Genomic DNA, 14,400 nt, shown 5'->3' with positions numbered 1-14,400 from the left:
AGCGGGGGAATTGATATACTATAAAGATAGCATTTTCTGATCGGAGGAAAGGCAGGTGTAAAAAAGTGGCGACAAACAGCTTACTCATTATTGATTTCGAATTTACGATGCCTGAAGGAAAGTACAGTCCGCAAAACTTTTTCCCGGAAATCATTGAAGCTGGAATTGTAAAGTCGGTTGATGATGAAGTAGTTGAGACGTTTTCAAGCTATGTCAGACCGAAAAAATTCCCTAAGCTGACGAAACGCTGCAAATCATTTTTGAAAATAACCCAAAAGCAGGTAGACGAGGGGATGAAATTCGAGGATTTTATCCGCAAACTAAATGAGCTTGATCCAGAGAAAAACAGCACGATTATTACGTGGGGAAACATGGACATGAAGGTGTTGAAGCAAAACTGTATGTTTAATCATATCCCTTTTCCGTTTAAAGGAGAAATGAGAGATTTATCGCTTGAATACAAAAACTTTTTTGGAGATCGGACACTCACGGGGTTATGGAAAGCTGCCGAAGAGTATGGTGATACCGGAACCGGCACCCATCATAAAGCGCTTGATGACGCCCTCACAGCATATAAGCTTTTTAAACTTGTTGAGCGGGATAAGCAGTATCTCGAAAAGCCAAAACCGCCGACAATCGGTGAAAGAATTGATTTAACCGAATTGTTTAAGCGCGCGACATAAAAAAACCCAATCTTTTGTCAGACTGGGCTATGGCCTGTTAAAATATTCTTTTTCTAAAACGTCCAGATTATTCAGGGAGCGCTTTGCCCACTCCGAACCATCCTCATTCAATTTGGCTCTCAGCTGTGCTGCTGCCTCTCGCAAAGACTCGGCATAATCCGGCACTTCACCGTCATAAGGCTTCACCATATGATGGGGAATATTGGTCTGTTCGCCATATGCGAGCGCTTTTCTCTCATGAAAAAACGGCACATCCGCCTGTTTTGGATGATGAAGGTCCCCCTGAGCGGGATGGGTGAGAACCGCTTTGATTTTCACTAAGTAGTGCTGCGGCCTGCAAGCAGTGATTTCTCCTATGTATACACCTGTTTTATAAAATCCTTTAACGATAGAGCCTGTCTCAAACGTGCTCATCTTTCATCACCTCACATTTATTCTATTAAAGTTCTAATCGATATGCTAGTGAGGAAGGTCAGCGGGAAGCTTAATCGTCACCGTGGTGCCTTTTTGGAACCTGCTGTTAAACGAAATCGTCCCGTGATGATGCTCAATAATGGAAAAGGTTACGGTGAGCCCGAGTCCCGTTCCGTTTGTTTTTAATGAATAATAAGGTTCGCCCAGCTTTTGCATTTGATGGTCCGTCATGCCGACTCCGTTATCTGAGATGTTGATCACGATCGTATGGCCGCTCCTTTTGGCTGATATGTGGATCATCCCATTTCCATGGGGAACCGCTTCAATGCTGTTTTTCATCAGGTTGATGACAGCCTGCTTCAGTTTTGTTGCGTCTCCGTATATAAACAGGCCCGGCTCTGCTTCAGCCTCGACGGTTACCGACTTGTAATTGGCATACGACACCATAAGGGAGCTTGTCTCTTTGATAAGAGCTGATAAATCAAAAACCTCTTTTTCGTACAATTGCTGTTTGGCCATATCGAGATAGTTTGTAATAATGCCTTGCGCCCGGTCAAGCTCTGACAGTACAAGCTTTTTGTAATCCGTACTCGATTTGTTCTGAAGGGTTTCATCATTAAAAAGCAGCTGGACAAACCCGCGGACAACCGTCAGCGGATTTCTGACTTCATGAGCAACGCTCGCTGCCAGTTCACTCACGATTGTCATTTTTTCTGAATGGATAAGCTGTGAACGCAGCGCGATATTTTCGGCGATGCTTTCGATAATATAAATGCTTAAAAGAAGAACGCTGGAGCGGAACAGCCCTGAAACAGCCGCCTCATAAAATAAAATTCCTGAATTTTGAAAATTTAAAATATTCAAGGTGGAAAATATCCAGCTGGAGGCGAAAAATAAGAAGATCTCTACGCAGCCAATCACGATAGACAGCAGCAGTTTTCTCGCTTTTGACATGAAGGGCCATTTTTTCTGAAATAAAATTGGGATGATCATAAGAAAAGGCAGCAAAGTGAAAACAAATATTGCGGAAGGTTCATAAAACAGCAGTTCAAAACATAAGACAGATGCGGCGACTGTAAGCCCGGAAGCAGTACTGATGTAGAATAAACAAATGATAACGGGAATCATCTGAAGGCCGTATTGTATGTAGTCCATTTCCTGAATAGGGAATATAATGCATAGAACGGAGGCGCCGCAGGCAAATAACGTGACCAACCCGCTGTTTATTTTGGGCACAAGGATTGCCGGTTTTCCAAGCCAAAACACTTGGTAGAGAAGAATAGGAAACAAAATAAAGCAGATATGCAGGAGATAGTCTTTTAGCATTTCCATTCGTGTGAAATCCTTTCGTATAAAATATGAATCTATTATAACACTAAATATTAGAAGTAAAATATAAAATTCCTTTATAAAGAACGCCTTTACGAATGAAGACGTAAAGGCGTTCAATAGCCATATTTATGCTAATGCGGCTTTGATGCGGCGCAGGCCGTCCTGCAAGGTTGCGAGAGGGCATCCTGCGTTCAGGCGCATAAATCCTTCACCGCCGGGCCCGTACTTCGTGCCGGGTTCTAAAATAATTTTCCCTTTCTTCAGCATCCTTTGCTGAAGCTCCGCGTCGGACAAGCCGTAAGCGCTGAAATCGAGCCAGATCAGGTAAGACGCATCCGGCTTCATCATTCTGACTTTTGGGAGCTCGGTGCTCAAAAAGTCTTCAGCTTCGTTCATGTTTTTCTCAAGGTAAGAGGTCAATTTATCGAGCCAGGGGCCGCCTTTTGAGTAAGCGGCTTCGATCGCAGTAACGGCAAACGCGTTCAGCCCGCCTAAGCCGTTGCGCTGCAGGCTTGCGGAAAACTTGGCGCGCTTCAGCCGATCTGGAATAATGATTGCCGACGCCTGCAATCCGGCGATATTAAATGTTTTGCTCGGCGCAGCACATGTCACGGATATCTCAGCGAAATCATCAGAAAGAGAAGCGAACGGCGTGTGCTTGTGTCCATACAGCATTAAGTCAGAATGGATTTCATCAGATACAACTGTGACGCCGTGCTTAAGGCACAATTCGCCGAGCTTCAGTAAATCCTCCCTGCTCCATGAACGCCCTGAAGGGTTATGAGGATTGCATAAAATAAACATGTTAACGCTTGGATCACTGAGCTTCGCCTCCAAGTCCTCAAAATCCATTGCATATGCGCCGTCTTTTTCTTGCAGCGGATTATGTAAAATACGCCGGCCGTTTTTCTCAATCATATGGTAAAAAGGTGTATATACAGGAGGCTGGACAACCACTTGGTCTTCAGGGTCCGTGAAAGCTTGCACCGCCATGCTCAAAGCGGTGACAACGCCCGGACTGAATGTAATGCTTTCGGGGTTCACCTTCCAGCTGTGCCTATTTTGCATCCAGCCGCACACCGCATCCTTCGTTTTTTGATCTGGAGCCGTATAACCGAAAATTCCGTGGTCAAGGCGTTCTTTTAATGCTTCGGTTATTGCTTCCGGCGCGCGGAAATCCATATCCGCCACCCACATCGGGAGTGCGTCTGTCACGCCGAATAATTCGCCCGTTTTGTCCCATTTGACCGATTGGGTGCCTAGGCGTTCTTCTTGTTTATCAAAGTTCATTCTGTTACCCCCTTAAGTAGTTTAATCTTCTTAGCGTAACTATGATAAAATAGAACTGCAAATTTATTATAAGCGGTGATGAATATGGAAGAAAGTCAGGCGGTCAGAGAAATGATCAAGATCATTTCCGCATGGGACCCTTTTAAATATGGAGAAGAATTTTACGAAACGGAAGCTGTTGATGTTGTCCAAGCCGTCTATGATGAAGATGATCCCGATGTGTTGGCAAAAAGCATTCAGCATATATTTGAAGCATCTTTTGAACAAACGCTGCCGATCGACAGCTGCCGGGAAGTGGCCGGCCAGCTTTTATTCATAAAAGACAGCAGCTCCTGTACGCCTTAAAAAAACCGGTACCACACCGGTTTATTTTATTTGATAAACGCTGCAATATGTTCGGAAACAAATTCAGGCCGTTCCTCAGGCACTAGGTGGCCGGTATGGCCAAGTGAGTACAGCACGGAATCAGGCAAATCTCCGTGCAGCCGTTTACCGATCTCCATAGGGACGATCCGGTCCTCCTCGCCCCAAATCAATAAAGCCGGCTTGTTCATTTTCTTTAATTGCTCGGGTTCTAAATCTCCTTCTCTATGGCGGATGAATCTTGTCATGGCTTTGAAAATCTCCTTGTCTTGAAAAGGCCTGCCATAGCCGTCAATCATCTCTTCATCAATCAGCGATTTGTCATGCACAACATTTAATAAATTTTTCATCACGCCTTCTTTTGAGAGCCGGCGCTTGATATAAAGGTGAAAGTAGGGGAGGTGGGTCCCGAAAACGATCGACGGGTGCGAACGTTTTAAATATCCTGAACTGCAAAGCAGCACAACCTTTGAAAAAAGCTCCGGCTTTTGCAAAGCAGCAAACAGCGAGATTTGCCCGCCCATAGAATGGCCGATAAGTGCAGCCTGTTTGACCTGCAAGTGTTCCAAAACCCCAATGACAAGCTTAGCGAGGTTTTGATAGGAATAGATAAATGTTCTCGATTTTTCGGATTGGCCGAAAGGTGGCAAATCGAGCGCGATGATGTCGTACTTGTCACGGAGAAGTGGGATTATTTTTCTGAAGCTGAAAGCTGACGATAAAAAACCGTGTACACAGACAAGCGTTTGCCTGCCCGGATTTTGATAGTGTTCGTAGTATACATTCACTCCATCGACCGTAAGCCGCCTTATTGGTGAAACCGCCTCCATTCTGTGTCACTCCCTTTTATAAGATGTCTGTATTGTGCCCTGAAATTGTCAATTCTAGAGGAAGTTTCTCCTTGTTTTTTCTTAGCATTCGTCAAAAAACGTGATATAATGTCATGAAGATTTCTTGACATTGCAAAGGTGTGAATCAAATGAAATTGACAGAGAAAGAAACAGAAATATTAGAAATTTTAGACGAAAACAGCCGCGCCGATTTAGAAACAATCGCAAAAATGGCGGGCATCCCTGTAGATGAAGTAAAAACGATTATTGACAAACTGGAAAAAGAAAAGGTTATCATCGATTATTCCGCTATGATTGACTGGCGAAAAGTCGACGGACATGAGGGCGTTACAGCCATGATTGACGTCAAAGTAACGCCGAAGCGGGGAGTCGGTTTTGATGAAGTGGCGGAACGGATTTACCGGTTCCAAGAGGTTGAATCCGTTTACCTGATGTCAGGCGTGTACGATTTGTCTGTCGTGATTCGCGGCAATTCGATGTCTGATGTAGCGCGTTTTGTTTCAGATAAACTGTCCACGCTTGATTCAGTAGTATCTACGACAACCCATTTTATCCTGAAAAAATACAAGCATGACGGCAAAGTGTTTGAAACAGGAGACGACGACAAAAGAATCGTGGTGTCACCGTAAATGACTTCGTATTTATCTGACTATGTACAACAAATAAAGCCGTCCGGCATCCGCAAATTCTTTGATTTGGCGGCAACGATGGAAGGTGTCATTTCCTTAGGTGTTGGTGAACCAGACTTTGTTACCGCATGGAATGTCCGTGAAGCAAGCATTCTCTCTCTTGAACAAGGGTATACGTCATACACTGCAAATGCCGGTTTATACTCATTGCGCGAGGAAATCAGCCGTTATTTAAGCAGCAGATTTGACCTTCGCTATTCGTCTGACAATGAGCTGATTGTGACAGTAGGGGCAAGCCAGGCCTTAGATATTGCGATCCGCGCCATTGTGAATCCGGGTGAGGAAGTCATCATACCTGAGCCGTGTTTTGTGGCGTACGATGCGCTTGTTTCTTTGGCAGGCGGCATTCCGGTTCATGTCCATACAACAGCAGACAAAGGATTTAAAGCAACGGCAGCAGATTTTGAAGCGGCTGTCACTGAAAAAACAAAAGCGATTCTCATCTGCTCGCCATCGAATCCGACAGGTTCGGTTTATTCGAAGGAAGAGCTGAATGAAATTGCCGAGTTTGCCAAAAAACATGATGTAATTGTCTTAGCAGACGAGATCTACGCGGAGCTGACATATGATGAGGAATTTACAAGCATAGCGGCATTACCGGGAATGAAGGAACGGACGGTTGTCATCTCAGGATTTTCAAAAGCGTTTGCGATGACGGGCTGGAGACTCGGTTTTGCCGCAGCGCCATCGGTGCTTCGTAATGCAATGCTCAAAATTCACCAGTATGCAATGATGTGTGCGCCGGCAATGGCGCAGTTTGCCGCCTTGGAAGGCCTGAAGAACGGCATGGAAGACGTAGAAAAAATGAAAAAAAGCTATCGAAGAAGACGGAATCTGTTTGTAGAATCGCTCAATGAAATCGGACTCAGCTGTCATCATCCGGGAGGCGCTTTCTATGCTTTTCCATCGATCAAAAGCACGGGAATGAGCTCGGAGCAGTTTGCCGAAGAGCTTCTGACGCAGGAAAAAGTGGCTGTTGTTCCGGGAAGTGTGTTTGGCCCGAGCGGTGAAGGATACATCCGCTGTTCATACGCAACCTCCATCGAGCAGCTTCAAGAAGCGTTGGTCAGAATAAAACGCTTCCTGCATAAAACAACATAAAAAAAGATACGAACCTTTTGTTCGCATCCAATAAAAGGGGGGAATACTAGAAAGCCTTTGGTATTTTCAGTTTACCCCTTTTTGCTGTACATAAACCTCATTTTTCATAAAAAGTTTTCTTTGCGGAAATGAGACATGTGTGATATAATTTTAAATTGCGTATAAACAGATATTTAATTTAACTTAGGAGTTGTTATGAATGGCAGCAAAATTTGAAGTGGGCAGTGTTTACACTGGTAAAGTTACAGGATTACAAGCGTATGGTGCGTTTGTTGCATTAGATGAAGAAACTCAAGGTTTAGTACACATTTCTGAAGTGACTCACGGTTTCGTAAAAGATATCAACGAGCACCTATCAGTTGGCGACGAAGTACAAGTAAAAGTACTAGCTGTTGATGAAGAAAAAGGAAAAATCAGCCTTTCAATTCGTGCGACACAAGCTGCGCCTGAGAAAAAAGAAAGCAAACCAAGAAAACCTAAAGCTGCGCAAGTAAGCGAAGAAGCTTCTACACCACAAGGTTTCAACACATTAAAAGATAAGCTTGAAGAGTGGATCGAAATGTCCAACCGCAAAGACCTTATCAAAAAATAAGCATGAAAAAAGCACCGGGCAGGAATGCCCGGTGCTTTTGTTTTCCTGTTTTCAACGAATGAAGTTTAGGAAGGGCAGCATTGGAGCACAGCGAATGTACAATTCGTGAGCACCGGCGCGCAGACCTGACAACGAATGAAGCACCGGACAGAATGTTCGGTGCTTTTTGATCCTATCGCATTTCAGGGTTTGCTGCCTCTTCACGTGATCTTTCCTCGTTTGGCTTAAACAGCAGGCCGAGGTTGATTAAACCGGCGATTCCGACAAGTCCGTAAATGATGCGGGAAAGGGCTGACCCTTGGCCGCCGAAAATGGCCGCTACTAAGTCAAATTGGAAAAATCCGATCAGTCCCCAGTTAATAGCGCCAATGATGGTTAATACAAGACAAATTCTCTGAATGGTACTCATATTCTGCTACCTCCTCCATGAATTATTAAAACAGTTATAGATTGTGACATATTGGAGAATCTATACATGCATTCTCCATATTGAGGGGGAACTTGTTTGCCCTCGTCTTTATCAGTTTCTTTCCCAGCACCCCGCCATATAAAACCATGCGATATGCTGACCGGTGAGAGCTGATTGCTTTACATGTAGTGAAGACATTCTGCATAATAAAAAATCTAAGGAGGAGATGTCATGCAAAACTTTACATACTGGAACCCGACCAAATTAATTTTCGGGCGCAGGGAAGTGGAAAGACTTCCGGAGGAACTCAAACCTTACGGGAAAAACGTATTGCTTGTCTACGGAGGCGGCAGCATTAAACGCAGCGGCCTGTATGATCAAGTCATTGAACAGCTGAATAAAGCCGGAGTGACCGTACATGAACTAGCAGGCGTAGAACCGAATCCGCGTGTGTCGACTGTTAATAAAGGTGTTGCCATCTGTAAAGAACACAACATTGATTTCTTGCTGGCTGTCGGCGGCGGAAGTGTCATCGACTGTACAAAAGCGATTGCCGCAGGAGCGAAGTATGATGGTGATGCGTGGGATATCGTCACGAAAAAACATCAGCCGACGGATGCTCTGCCATTCGGAACCGTATTGACTCTTGCCGCGACTGGCTCTGAAATGAACTCAGGCTCTGTTATTACAAACTGGGAAACAAAAGAAAAATACGGCTGGGGCAGCCCGCTCGTATTCCCTAAATTCTCTATTCTAGATCCAGTGAATACGTTCACCGTTCCTAAAAACCACACGATTTACGGTATGGTTGACATGATGAGCCACGTATTCGAACAATACTTCCATCATGTATCAAATACGCCGTATCAGGACCGTATGTGTGAGTCACTTCTGCGTACAGTCATTGAAACAGCGCCTAAGCTGATTAATGATCTCGAAAATTACGAACTGCGTGAAACGATCCTGTACACAGGAACAATCGCATTAAACGGCATGCTTTCTATGGGTGCAAGAGGGGATTGGGCAACTCATAATATTGAACATGCAGTATCTGCTGTTTATGACATTCCGCATGCAGGGGGACTGGCGATTCTGTTCCCGAACTGGATGAGACATACATTGTCTGAAAATCCTGCCCGCATGAAACAGCTTGCAGTTCGCGTGTTTGATGTTGAAGAAGCAGGCAAAACAGATGAAGAAATTGCACGTGAAGGTATCGATAAGCTGTCTGCATTCTGGACAAGCCTTGGCGCTCCGAACCGTCTTGCTGATTATGACATTAATGATGAGCAGCTTGACACAATTGCTGACAAGGCTATGGCTAACGGTACATTCGGCCAGTTTAAATCACTCAATAAAGAAGATGTGCTTGCCATTTTAAAAGCATCTCTATAAAAAAAGGGGAAATAGCCGCAGGGCTGCTTCCCTTTTTCTTTTAGTCAACCTGTGTTACAATGGGAAATCTGTTTTTTTACAGCATCATTTGGAGGTTTTACAATGGAAAATTTCACTTATTATAATCCGACGAAGCTGATCTTCGGAAAAGGCCAGATTGAACAATTAAAAAAAGAAATAAAGCAATACGGCAAGAACGTGCTGCTCGTATACGGCGGCGGAAGCATTAAACGCAACGGCCTATATGATCAAGTCACGAGCATTTTAAAAGAAGAGGGCGCTGTTGTCCATGAGCTGTCAGGTGTAGAGCCGAACCCGCGTCTTGCGACAGTGGAAAAAGGCATAGAGCTATGCAGAAACCATCACATTGATTTTCTGCTTGCAGTCGGCGGCGGAAGTGTTATTGACTGTACAAAAGCAATTGCTGCCGGCGCCAAATACGACGGCGATGCTTGGGACATCTTCAGCAAAAAAGTCACAGCAGAGGATGCGCTGCCATTTGGCACTGTTTTAACCCTTGCTGCGACTGGCTCTGAAATGAACCCGGATTCCGTAATTACAAACTGGGAAACAAACGAAAAATATGTATGGGGCAGCAATGTGACTCATCCTCGCTTTTCTATTTTAGATCCTGTAAATACGTTCACTGTCCCAGAAAATCAAACCGTATACGGCATGGTGGACATGATGAGCCACGTATTCGAGCAATACTTTCATAATGTTGAAAATACACCGCTTCAGGACAGAATGTGCTTTGCGGTTCTGCAGACGGTTATCGAAACAGCTCCAAAGCTTCTTGAAGATCTGGAAAATTATGAGCTTCGTGAAACGATTTTGTATGCAGGCACAATCGCTTTAAACGGTACGCTCCAAATGGGCTACTTTGGCGACTGGGCTTCTCATACAATGGAACACGCCGTTTCAGCTGTATATGATATTCCGCATGCAGGGGGACTGGCGATCCTGTTCCCGAACTGGATGAGATATACGCTTGATACAAATGTAGGCCGCTTTAAAAACCTCATGCTCAACATGTTTGACATTGATACAGAAGGCAAAACAGATAAAGAAATTGCGCTTGAAGGAATCGACAAGCTGTCTGCATTCTGGACAAGCCTCGGCGCGCCTTCCCGTCTTGCCGATTACAATATCGGAGAAGAAAAGCTGGAGCTGATTGCTGATATCGCAGCCAAAGAAATGGAATACGGCGGCTTCGGCAACTTCCAAAAACTGAACAAAGATGACGTGCTAGCCATCCTTCGCGCGTCTCTATAATCCCAAAGGGCGGAATCCAGTCATTCCGCCCTTTCTTCTTGACTTGATTTCACAGATAAGTTCATATAAAGTGAAAGATGAAAACATTATACCGTTATGGAGGGACAAGCAATGACGCATGTACGCTTTGACTACTCAAAAGCGTTGACTTTCTTCAACGAACATGAACTTACATACCTGCGGGACTTTGTAAAAACAGCACACCATAATATTCATGAAAAAACAGGCGCTGGCAGCGATTTTCTAGGCTGGGTGGACCTCCCTGAACATTATGATAAAGAAGAATTCGCGCGCATCAAAAAAAGCGCGGAAAAAATCAAATCTGACTCAGATGTATTGCTTGTTGTCGGCATCGGCGGTTCATACCTCGGGGCTCGGGCTGCGATTGAAGCGCTTAATCACTCATTTTATAATACATTGCCAAAAGCAAAACGCGGCAATCCGCAAGTGATTTTCATCGGAAACAACATCAGTTCATCTTATATGAGAGATGTTATGGATCTTCTCGAAGATGTGGACTTCTCTATTAATGTGATTTCTAAATCAGGTACGACAACTGAACCTGCAATCGCTTTCCGCATTTTCCGCAAGATTCTTGAAGAGAAATACGGCAAAGAAGAAGCGAAAGCGCGGATTTACGCAACAACTGATAAAGAGCGCGGCGCATTAAAAACGCTTTCTAACGAAGAAGGCTTCGAGTCATTCGTTATCCCTGATGATGTCGGCGGCCGTTATTCTGTATTAACAGCTGTAGGCCTATTGCCGATTGCTGTAAGCGGCGTTAACATTGACGAGATGATGAAAGGCGCCTTGGATGCAAGCAAAGATTTTGCAACATCTGAACTGGAAGATAACCCTGCATACCAATATGCGGTTGTTCGCAATGTACTTTATAATAAGGGCAAAACCATCGAAATGCTCATTAACTATGAGCCGGCGCTTCAATACTTTGCGGAATGGTGGAAGCAGCTGTTCGGAGAAAGTGAAGGGAAAGATGAGAAGGGCATATATCCTTCTTCCGCTAACTATTCTACAGATCTTCACTCTTTAGGCCAGTATGTACAAGAAGGCCGCAGAGATTTATTCGAAACAGTGCTGAACGTAGAGAAACCTAAACATGAACTGACAATCGAGGAAGCGGATAACGATCTCGACGGCTTAAACTATTTAGCCGGTAAAACGGTTGATTTCGTGAACAAGAAAGCGTTCCAGGGCACGATGCTTGCCCATACAGACGGAAATGTTCCGAACTTAATCGTCAACATTCCTGAGCTGAATGCATATACTTTTGGATACCTTGTATATTTCTTCGAAAAAGCCTGCGCGATGAGCGGTTATCTCCTTGGCGTCAATCCATTTGACCAGCCTGGAGTAGAAGCGTATAAAGTCAATATGTTTGCGTTGCTTGGCAAACCTGGCTTTGAAGAGAAAAAAGCAGAGCTTGAAAAACGTCTGGAAGATTAATGTGGAAAAGCTGACTGGCACTTGCCGGTCGGCTTTTTATAAAATCAGAAAGGTGCTGATGTTCATGAAACAAATGATTAAACATTTCATCATTGCCGTTTTTTCTGCAGCTGTTTTAAGCGTCCTTATTTACTTTGATACCGTGAATACAGAGTTGTCTTCAAGCTTCGGCGGTACGCTGTCCCACTTTTTCATCCACGCCTTTCTTCTCATTGGTTTGCCGCTTGCGCTTTTTACCGATGCGGTACACCGGATTTTGCATCTAAAACGATCTCATACTCTGCTTACTAAATTAGGACTGTATGCTGCAGTTGTATATGTTTCATGGGAATCGGCTGCAGAGCTTGCAGCGGCAATGGCTGTTTACTTCATAATTGAATGCGCTTTCTTTTCTGTTGGACGCACGAAAGAAACAACGATTTCCATGTAGTGCGCCCCTGAATGAAGTCTTGATGGGCGGGACAGGATAAGTGAAAAAAGGGGCATTTTGATGATTACAATACCTTCCGCGATAGATGGGCAGTCTTTTCTGCTGCAAGAGCTGGAACAAGTGATGAAGCCGCTCGGTTATGTAATAAACGGCGGCTGGGAATACGATCATGGCTACTTTGATTATAAGATTGATGATAGAGACGGCTATTTGTTTTTAAGGATTCCTGTCAATGCGGTACAGGGCAGTCTCGATGAACGCGGGGCGGCCGTGCGGATCGGGACGCCATTTATGCTGAGGCAGGTGTTTCAAGCGGATCTTGATGACAATGCCAAGGGAGGGCCGTTCCAATCACTGTTTAATCAATTTTCCGAGCCGGAGAGGCGTGATGCGGAAATTGATCCGGCGTATTTGGATATCGGCGCCTCCCTTGTGAAAGAATTGGAGGATATTCTGCTGCATTAGATCGCAAGAAATCGGTCTGTTTCGAGCACTTTATATGTAAGAGGAGGGGAGATCATCGGCCCTTCCTCTTTTTGTATGCCGATAATTGTTGTATTCTGGTCAAGGAAATAGAGGACACACGCCTTATAAGCGGCTCCCTTTAGGTCATCAGGAACAGGTAGAAGCCTCACATGCTGTTGAAGTGTCAGGTTGATTTCATTATGCTTAGACGGCCGTAATTTGATTTGGTAATGCTGCAGCATCGCCCGGCTGATAAATTCTGATGTTCCGATGATTTGATTGGCGCCTGCCCGCTCTGCGTTAATGACAAACCGGTCAGTCAAAATCTCAACGATGCAGTAAGCAAGGGGATTAAGCCCTTTAACAGATAAAAGAGTCAGCACTGACAGCATATCTGCTTCAGTTTCACTTTTATACTGATCGGCTGTCACCATCACTGACTCCGCTTCAGCAACATTGGCCCGTTTCAATGTCTCATCATCGGCGGCGTGCCCGCGTATGAAATGGACGTTTTCGATAAGCGGGCCTTCTTTTAAAGATTCATCAATCAGCACAACCGTCTTGGAAGGGGCCATAAGCTGCAGCTCCTTCAGCAGACGGTTTGTTTTTTCATTCCACCCGATCATAATGATGTGGCCCCGCCCTTTGTAAGCAACTTTTCCTTCGATGTAGCGGTGCTGCCTGCTGAATGCTGCCGCTGATAATGTGGCAAAATATGCAGTGACAAAGCTTGCTCCGCTTAAAATCAGCAGAATTCCGGCTGCCTGCCCCAGCGGTGTGTGCGGCACATAGTCACCGTATCCGACTGTTGAAACCGTAACAACAGCCCACCAAATGCCTTCAAATACCGAAGTGAACTGCTTTGGCTCAAGCACATAAATGATTTGGCCGAACAAAAGAATCAGACATAAAATAATTACCCCGATTCGGATAAATAACGGCCACCTCAGCCATGCAATAAATATCCGATTTGATTTCATTCTTTTTCTCCTTCTTCGGATAAAGAGATGGATAATATCTGCTTAATAATGGTATTTAATTTCTCATTCAGCTTTTCCTGGCCGTACATATCCCGGGCCTGCTTCATTAAATCGGCTGTATCATCATCCAGCTGAATAAGCGGCTCATCGATTTCCGACTCATTGTAAAGCTGGATAAATGCGTCCAGTCCTTCATTCATTCGGTCGATTGCTGTGCTCAGCTGTTCCTTTTCCTCACTCGTCACTTTCATAGCTTCCATCACACCCGTACTTTTTCTAACAGTATGTCCCACTTCGGGTGATGTTTTTCAAAAAATGAACAAAACATATAAAAACGGATTTCTTCATAAACTAAAACAAAAAGGATGAAAAAGATGACGATCTTTCAAAGAACGATCGTGGTTTTGATCGGTACGCAGCTGGCGGCATCTGGAGTGATTTTGTTTATTTTCGATTTGAATTCCTATAATCACTTTTCCGGCAGCTTCTCTTGGCTTCATTTTCTGAAAGAGCTGGTCGGCAGCTTCACCTTTTATTTGTTTTCAGCAGGTTTGTTCTTTCTGCTGATTGGATTGTGTGCTCCGAGCCGGAAGAAAAAGCGCATTCCTGTACACGGGAAAGAAAACTCATTAAAATAATAGTAATAGAGAAATGATCATGAACAAAG

Annotated in this window: 18 protein-coding genes; 11 read left to right on the top strand and 7 right to left on the bottom strand. The window is 44.4% G+C overall.

Annotated features, from left to right (window positions below; all coding sequences use genetic code 11):
- Positions 1 to 65 precede the first annotated feature (65 nt).
- Entirely contained in the window at positions 66 to 683 is a 618-nt protein-coding gene (gene kapD / locus MOC09_RS13760; RefSeq protein WP_268359284.1) for a 3'-5' exonuclease KapD, read from the top strand.
- Positions 684 to 710: 27 nt separating this feature from the next.
- Here the strand turns inward: kapD and kapB are convergent, their stop codons facing one another.
- From kapB to patB, 3 genes are all read right to left on the bottom strand, one after another.
- A complete protein-coding gene (gene kapB / locus MOC09_RS13755; RefSeq protein ID WP_268370850.1) occupies positions 711 to 1,097 on the bottom strand; it encodes a kinase-associated lipoprotein KapB in 387 nt (128 codons plus the stop codon).
- Positions 1,098 to 1,142: 45 nt separating this feature from the next.
- Positions 1,143 to 2,429 (bottom strand): sporulation sensor histidine kinase KinB, encoded by a 1,287-nt coding sequence (kinB, locus tag MOC09_RS13750; protein ID WP_268359287.1) that lies wholly within the window; start codon positions 2,427 to 2,429, stop codon positions 1,143 to 1,145.
- 126 nt (positions 2,430 to 2,555) lie between these two features.
- On the bottom strand, positions 2,556 to 3,719 hold the full coding sequence (gene patB / locus MOC09_RS13745) for a cystathionine beta-lyase PatB (protein ID WP_268370848.1): 1,164 nt from the start codon (positions 3,717 to 3,719) through the stop codon (positions 2,556 to 2,558).
- Between the two features lie 84 nt (positions 3,720 to 3,803).
- Here patB and MOC09_RS13740 point away from each other — a divergent pair, with 84 nt between their 5' ends.
- Entirely contained in the window at positions 3,804 to 4,064 is a 261-nt protein-coding gene (locus tag MOC09_RS13740) for a YugE family protein (protein WP_268359290.1), read from the top strand.
- 26 nt (positions 4,065 to 4,090) lie between these two features.
- Here MOC09_RS13740 and MOC09_RS13735 read toward each other — a convergent pair whose 3' ends face one another.
- On the bottom strand, positions 4,091 to 4,912 hold the full coding sequence (locus MOC09_RS13735; protein ID WP_268370846.1) for an alpha/beta fold hydrolase: 822 nt from the start codon (positions 4,910 to 4,912) through the stop codon (positions 4,091 to 4,093).
- A 149-nt stretch (positions 4,913 to 5,061) separates the two neighbouring features.
- Here MOC09_RS13735 and MOC09_RS13730 point away from each other — a divergent pair, with 149 nt between their 5' ends.
- The 3 genes from MOC09_RS13730 to yugI all read left to right on the top strand — a co-directional run bounded on the left by MOC09_RS13730 (position 5,062) and on the right by yugI (position 7,315).
- Entirely contained in the window at positions 5,062 to 5,562 is a 501-nt protein-coding gene (locus MOC09_RS13730; RefSeq protein ID WP_268359292.1) for an Lrp/AsnC family transcriptional regulator, read from the top strand.
- Complete coding sequence (locus MOC09_RS13725) at positions 5,563 to 6,723, top strand: aminotransferase (protein ID WP_268370844.1); 1,161 nt, start codon at positions 5,563 to 5,565, stop codon at positions 6,721 to 6,723. It abuts the gene before it with no gap.
- 199 nt (positions 6,724 to 6,922) lie between these two features.
- The gene (gene yugI / locus MOC09_RS13720; RefSeq protein WP_003228864.1) at positions 6,923 to 7,315 is read left to right on the top strand and encodes a S1 domain-containing post-transcriptional regulator GSP13; all 393 of its coding nucleotides are present in this window, start codon (positions 6,923 to 6,925) and stop codon (positions 7,313 to 7,315) included.
- 172 nt (positions 7,316 to 7,487) lie between these two features.
- On the opposite strand, the gene MOC09_RS13715 is transcribed toward yugI, so the two are convergent.
- Positions 7,488 to 7,724 carry a DUF378 domain-containing protein gene (locus tag MOC09_RS13715; protein ID WP_003220771.1) on the bottom strand — a complete coding sequence of 79 codons (237 nt, stop codon included), beginning with the start codon at positions 7,722 to 7,724 and terminating at the stop codon, positions 7,488 to 7,490.
- A gap of 231 nt (positions 7,725 to 7,955) precedes the next feature.
- Between MOC09_RS13715 and MOC09_RS13710 the strand changes: the two genes are divergently transcribed.
- The 5 genes from MOC09_RS13710 (at position 7,956) to MOC09_RS13690 (ending at position 12,753) form a co-directional block, all read left to right on the top strand.
- Positions 7,956 to 9,119 carry an iron-containing alcohol dehydrogenase gene (locus tag MOC09_RS13710; RefSeq protein ID WP_268370842.1) on the top strand — a complete coding sequence of 388 codons (1,164 nt, stop codon included), beginning with the start codon at positions 7,956 to 7,958 and terminating at the stop codon, positions 9,117 to 9,119.
- A 102-nt stretch (positions 9,120 to 9,221) separates the two neighbouring features.
- The gene (locus tag MOC09_RS13705; RefSeq protein ID WP_268370840.1) at positions 9,222 to 10,394 is read left to right on the top strand and encodes an iron-containing alcohol dehydrogenase; all 1,173 of its coding nucleotides are present in this window, start codon (positions 9,222 to 9,224) and stop codon (positions 10,392 to 10,394) included.
- Between the two features lie 111 nt (positions 10,395 to 10,505).
- On the top strand, positions 10,506 to 11,858 hold the full coding sequence (locus MOC09_RS13700; protein ID WP_268370839.1) for a glucose-6-phosphate isomerase: 1,353 nt from the start codon (positions 10,506 to 10,508) through the stop codon (positions 11,856 to 11,858).
- Positions 11,859 to 11,916: 58 nt separating this feature from the next.
- Positions 11,917 to 12,288: a hypothetical protein gene (locus MOC09_RS13695; RefSeq protein WP_268370870.1), complete on the top strand. Its 372-nt coding sequence runs from the start codon at positions 11,917 to 11,919 to the stop codon at positions 12,286 to 12,288.
- 60 nt (positions 12,289 to 12,348) lie between these two features.
- Complete coding sequence (locus MOC09_RS13690; RefSeq protein ID WP_268359299.1) at positions 12,349 to 12,753, top strand: YugN-like family protein; 405 nt, start codon at positions 12,349 to 12,351, stop codon at positions 12,751 to 12,753.
- Here MOC09_RS13690 and MOC09_RS13685 read toward each other — a convergent pair.
- Complete coding sequence (locus tag MOC09_RS13685) at positions 12,750 to 13,733, bottom strand: potassium channel family protein (RefSeq protein ID WP_268370837.1); 984 nt, start codon at positions 13,731 to 13,733, stop codon at positions 12,750 to 12,752. The genes MOC09_RS13690 and MOC09_RS13685 overlap by 4 nt on opposite strands.
- Positions 13,730 to 13,984, bottom strand: a complete 255-nt coding sequence (locus tag MOC09_RS13680) for a protein mistic (RefSeq protein WP_080474835.1) — start codon at positions 13,982 to 13,984, stop codon at positions 13,730 to 13,732. Before MOC09_RS13680 ends, MOC09_RS13685 begins: the two co-directional genes overlap by 4 nt.
- A gap of 123 nt (positions 13,985 to 14,107) precedes the next feature.
- On the opposite strand from MOC09_RS13680, the gene MOC09_RS13675 reads away from it, so the two are divergent.
- Positions 14,108 to 14,371: a hypothetical protein gene (locus tag MOC09_RS13675; protein WP_128740678.1), complete on the top strand. Its 264-nt coding sequence runs from the start codon at positions 14,108 to 14,110 to the stop codon at positions 14,369 to 14,371.
- The last annotated feature ends 29 nt before the right edge of the window (positions 14,372 to 14,400 follow it).

The sequence above is a fragment of the Bacillus sp. N12A5 genome (assembly GCF_026790125.1).
In the GTDB taxonomy this organism is placed as follows: Bacteria; Bacillota; Bacilli; order Bacillales; family Bacillaceae; genus Bacillus.
The sequence above is the reverse complement of the archived record's forward strand: the minus strand, read 5'-3'. Positions and strand labels throughout refer to the sequence as shown.

What these genes read in the sequence shown, in the direction of transcription:
- kapB (WP_268370850.1), bottom strand. Translation starts at nt 1,097, where the DNA reads ATGAGCACGTTTGAGACAGGCTCTATCGTTAAAGGATTTTATAAAACA.
- kinB (WP_268359287.1), bottom strand. Translation starts at nt 2,429, where the DNA reads ATGGAAATGCTAAAAGACTATCTCCTGCATATCTGCTTTATTTTGTTT.
- patB (WP_268370848.1), bottom strand. Translation starts at nt 3,719, where the DNA reads ATGAACTTTGATAAACAAGAAGAACGCCTAGGCACCCAATCGGTCAAA.
- MOC09_RS13740 (WP_268359290.1), top strand. Translation starts at nt 3,804, where the DNA reads ATGGAAGAAAGTCAGGCGGTCAGAGAAATGATCAAGATCATTTCCGCA.
- MOC09_RS13735 (WP_268370846.1), bottom strand. Translation starts at nt 4,912, where the DNA reads ATGGAGGCGGTTTCACCAATAAGGCGGCTTACGGTCGATGGAGTGAAT.
- MOC09_RS13730 (WP_268359292.1), top strand. Translation starts at nt 5,062, where the DNA reads ATGAAATTGACAGAGAAAGAAACAGAAATATTAGAAATTTTAGACGAA.
- MOC09_RS13725 (WP_268370844.1), top strand. Translation starts at nt 5,563, where the DNA reads ATGACTTCGTATTTATCTGACTATGTACAACAAATAAAGCCGTCCGGC.
- yugI (WP_003228864.1), top strand. Translation starts at nt 6,923, where the DNA reads ATGGCAGCAAAATTTGAAGTGGGCAGTGTTTACACTGGTAAAGTTACA.
- MOC09_RS13715 (WP_003220771.1), bottom strand. Translation starts at nt 7,724, where the DNA reads ATGAGTACCATTCAGAGAATTTGTCTTGTATTAACCATCATTGGCGCT.
- MOC09_RS13710 (WP_268370842.1), top strand. Translation starts at nt 7,956, where the DNA reads ATGCAAAACTTTACATACTGGAACCCGACCAAATTAATTTTCGGGCGC.
- MOC09_RS13705 (WP_268370840.1), top strand. Translation starts at nt 9,222, where the DNA reads ATGGAAAATTTCACTTATTATAATCCGACGAAGCTGATCTTCGGAAAA.
- MOC09_RS13700 (WP_268370839.1), top strand. Translation starts at nt 10,506, where the DNA reads ATGACGCATGTACGCTTTGACTACTCAAAAGCGTTGACTTTCTTCAAC.
- MOC09_RS13695 (WP_268370870.1), top strand. Translation starts at nt 11,917, where the DNA reads ATGTTCATGAAACAAATGATTAAACATTTCATCATTGCCGTTTTTTCT.
- MOC09_RS13690 (WP_268359299.1), top strand. Translation starts at nt 12,349, where the DNA reads ATGATTACAATACCTTCCGCGATAGATGGGCAGTCTTTTCTGCTGCAA.
- MOC09_RS13685 (WP_268370837.1), bottom strand. Translation starts at nt 13,733, where the DNA reads ATGAAATCAAATCGGATATTTATTGCATGGCTGAGGTGGCCGTTATTT.
- MOC09_RS13680 (WP_080474835.1), bottom strand. Translation starts at nt 13,984, where the DNA reads ATGAAAGTGACGAGTGAGGAAAAGGAACAGCTGAGCACAGCAATCGAC.
- MOC09_RS13675 (WP_128740678.1), top strand. Translation starts at nt 14,108, where the DNA reads ATGACGATCTTTCAAAGAACGATCGTGGTTTTGATCGGTACGCAGCTG.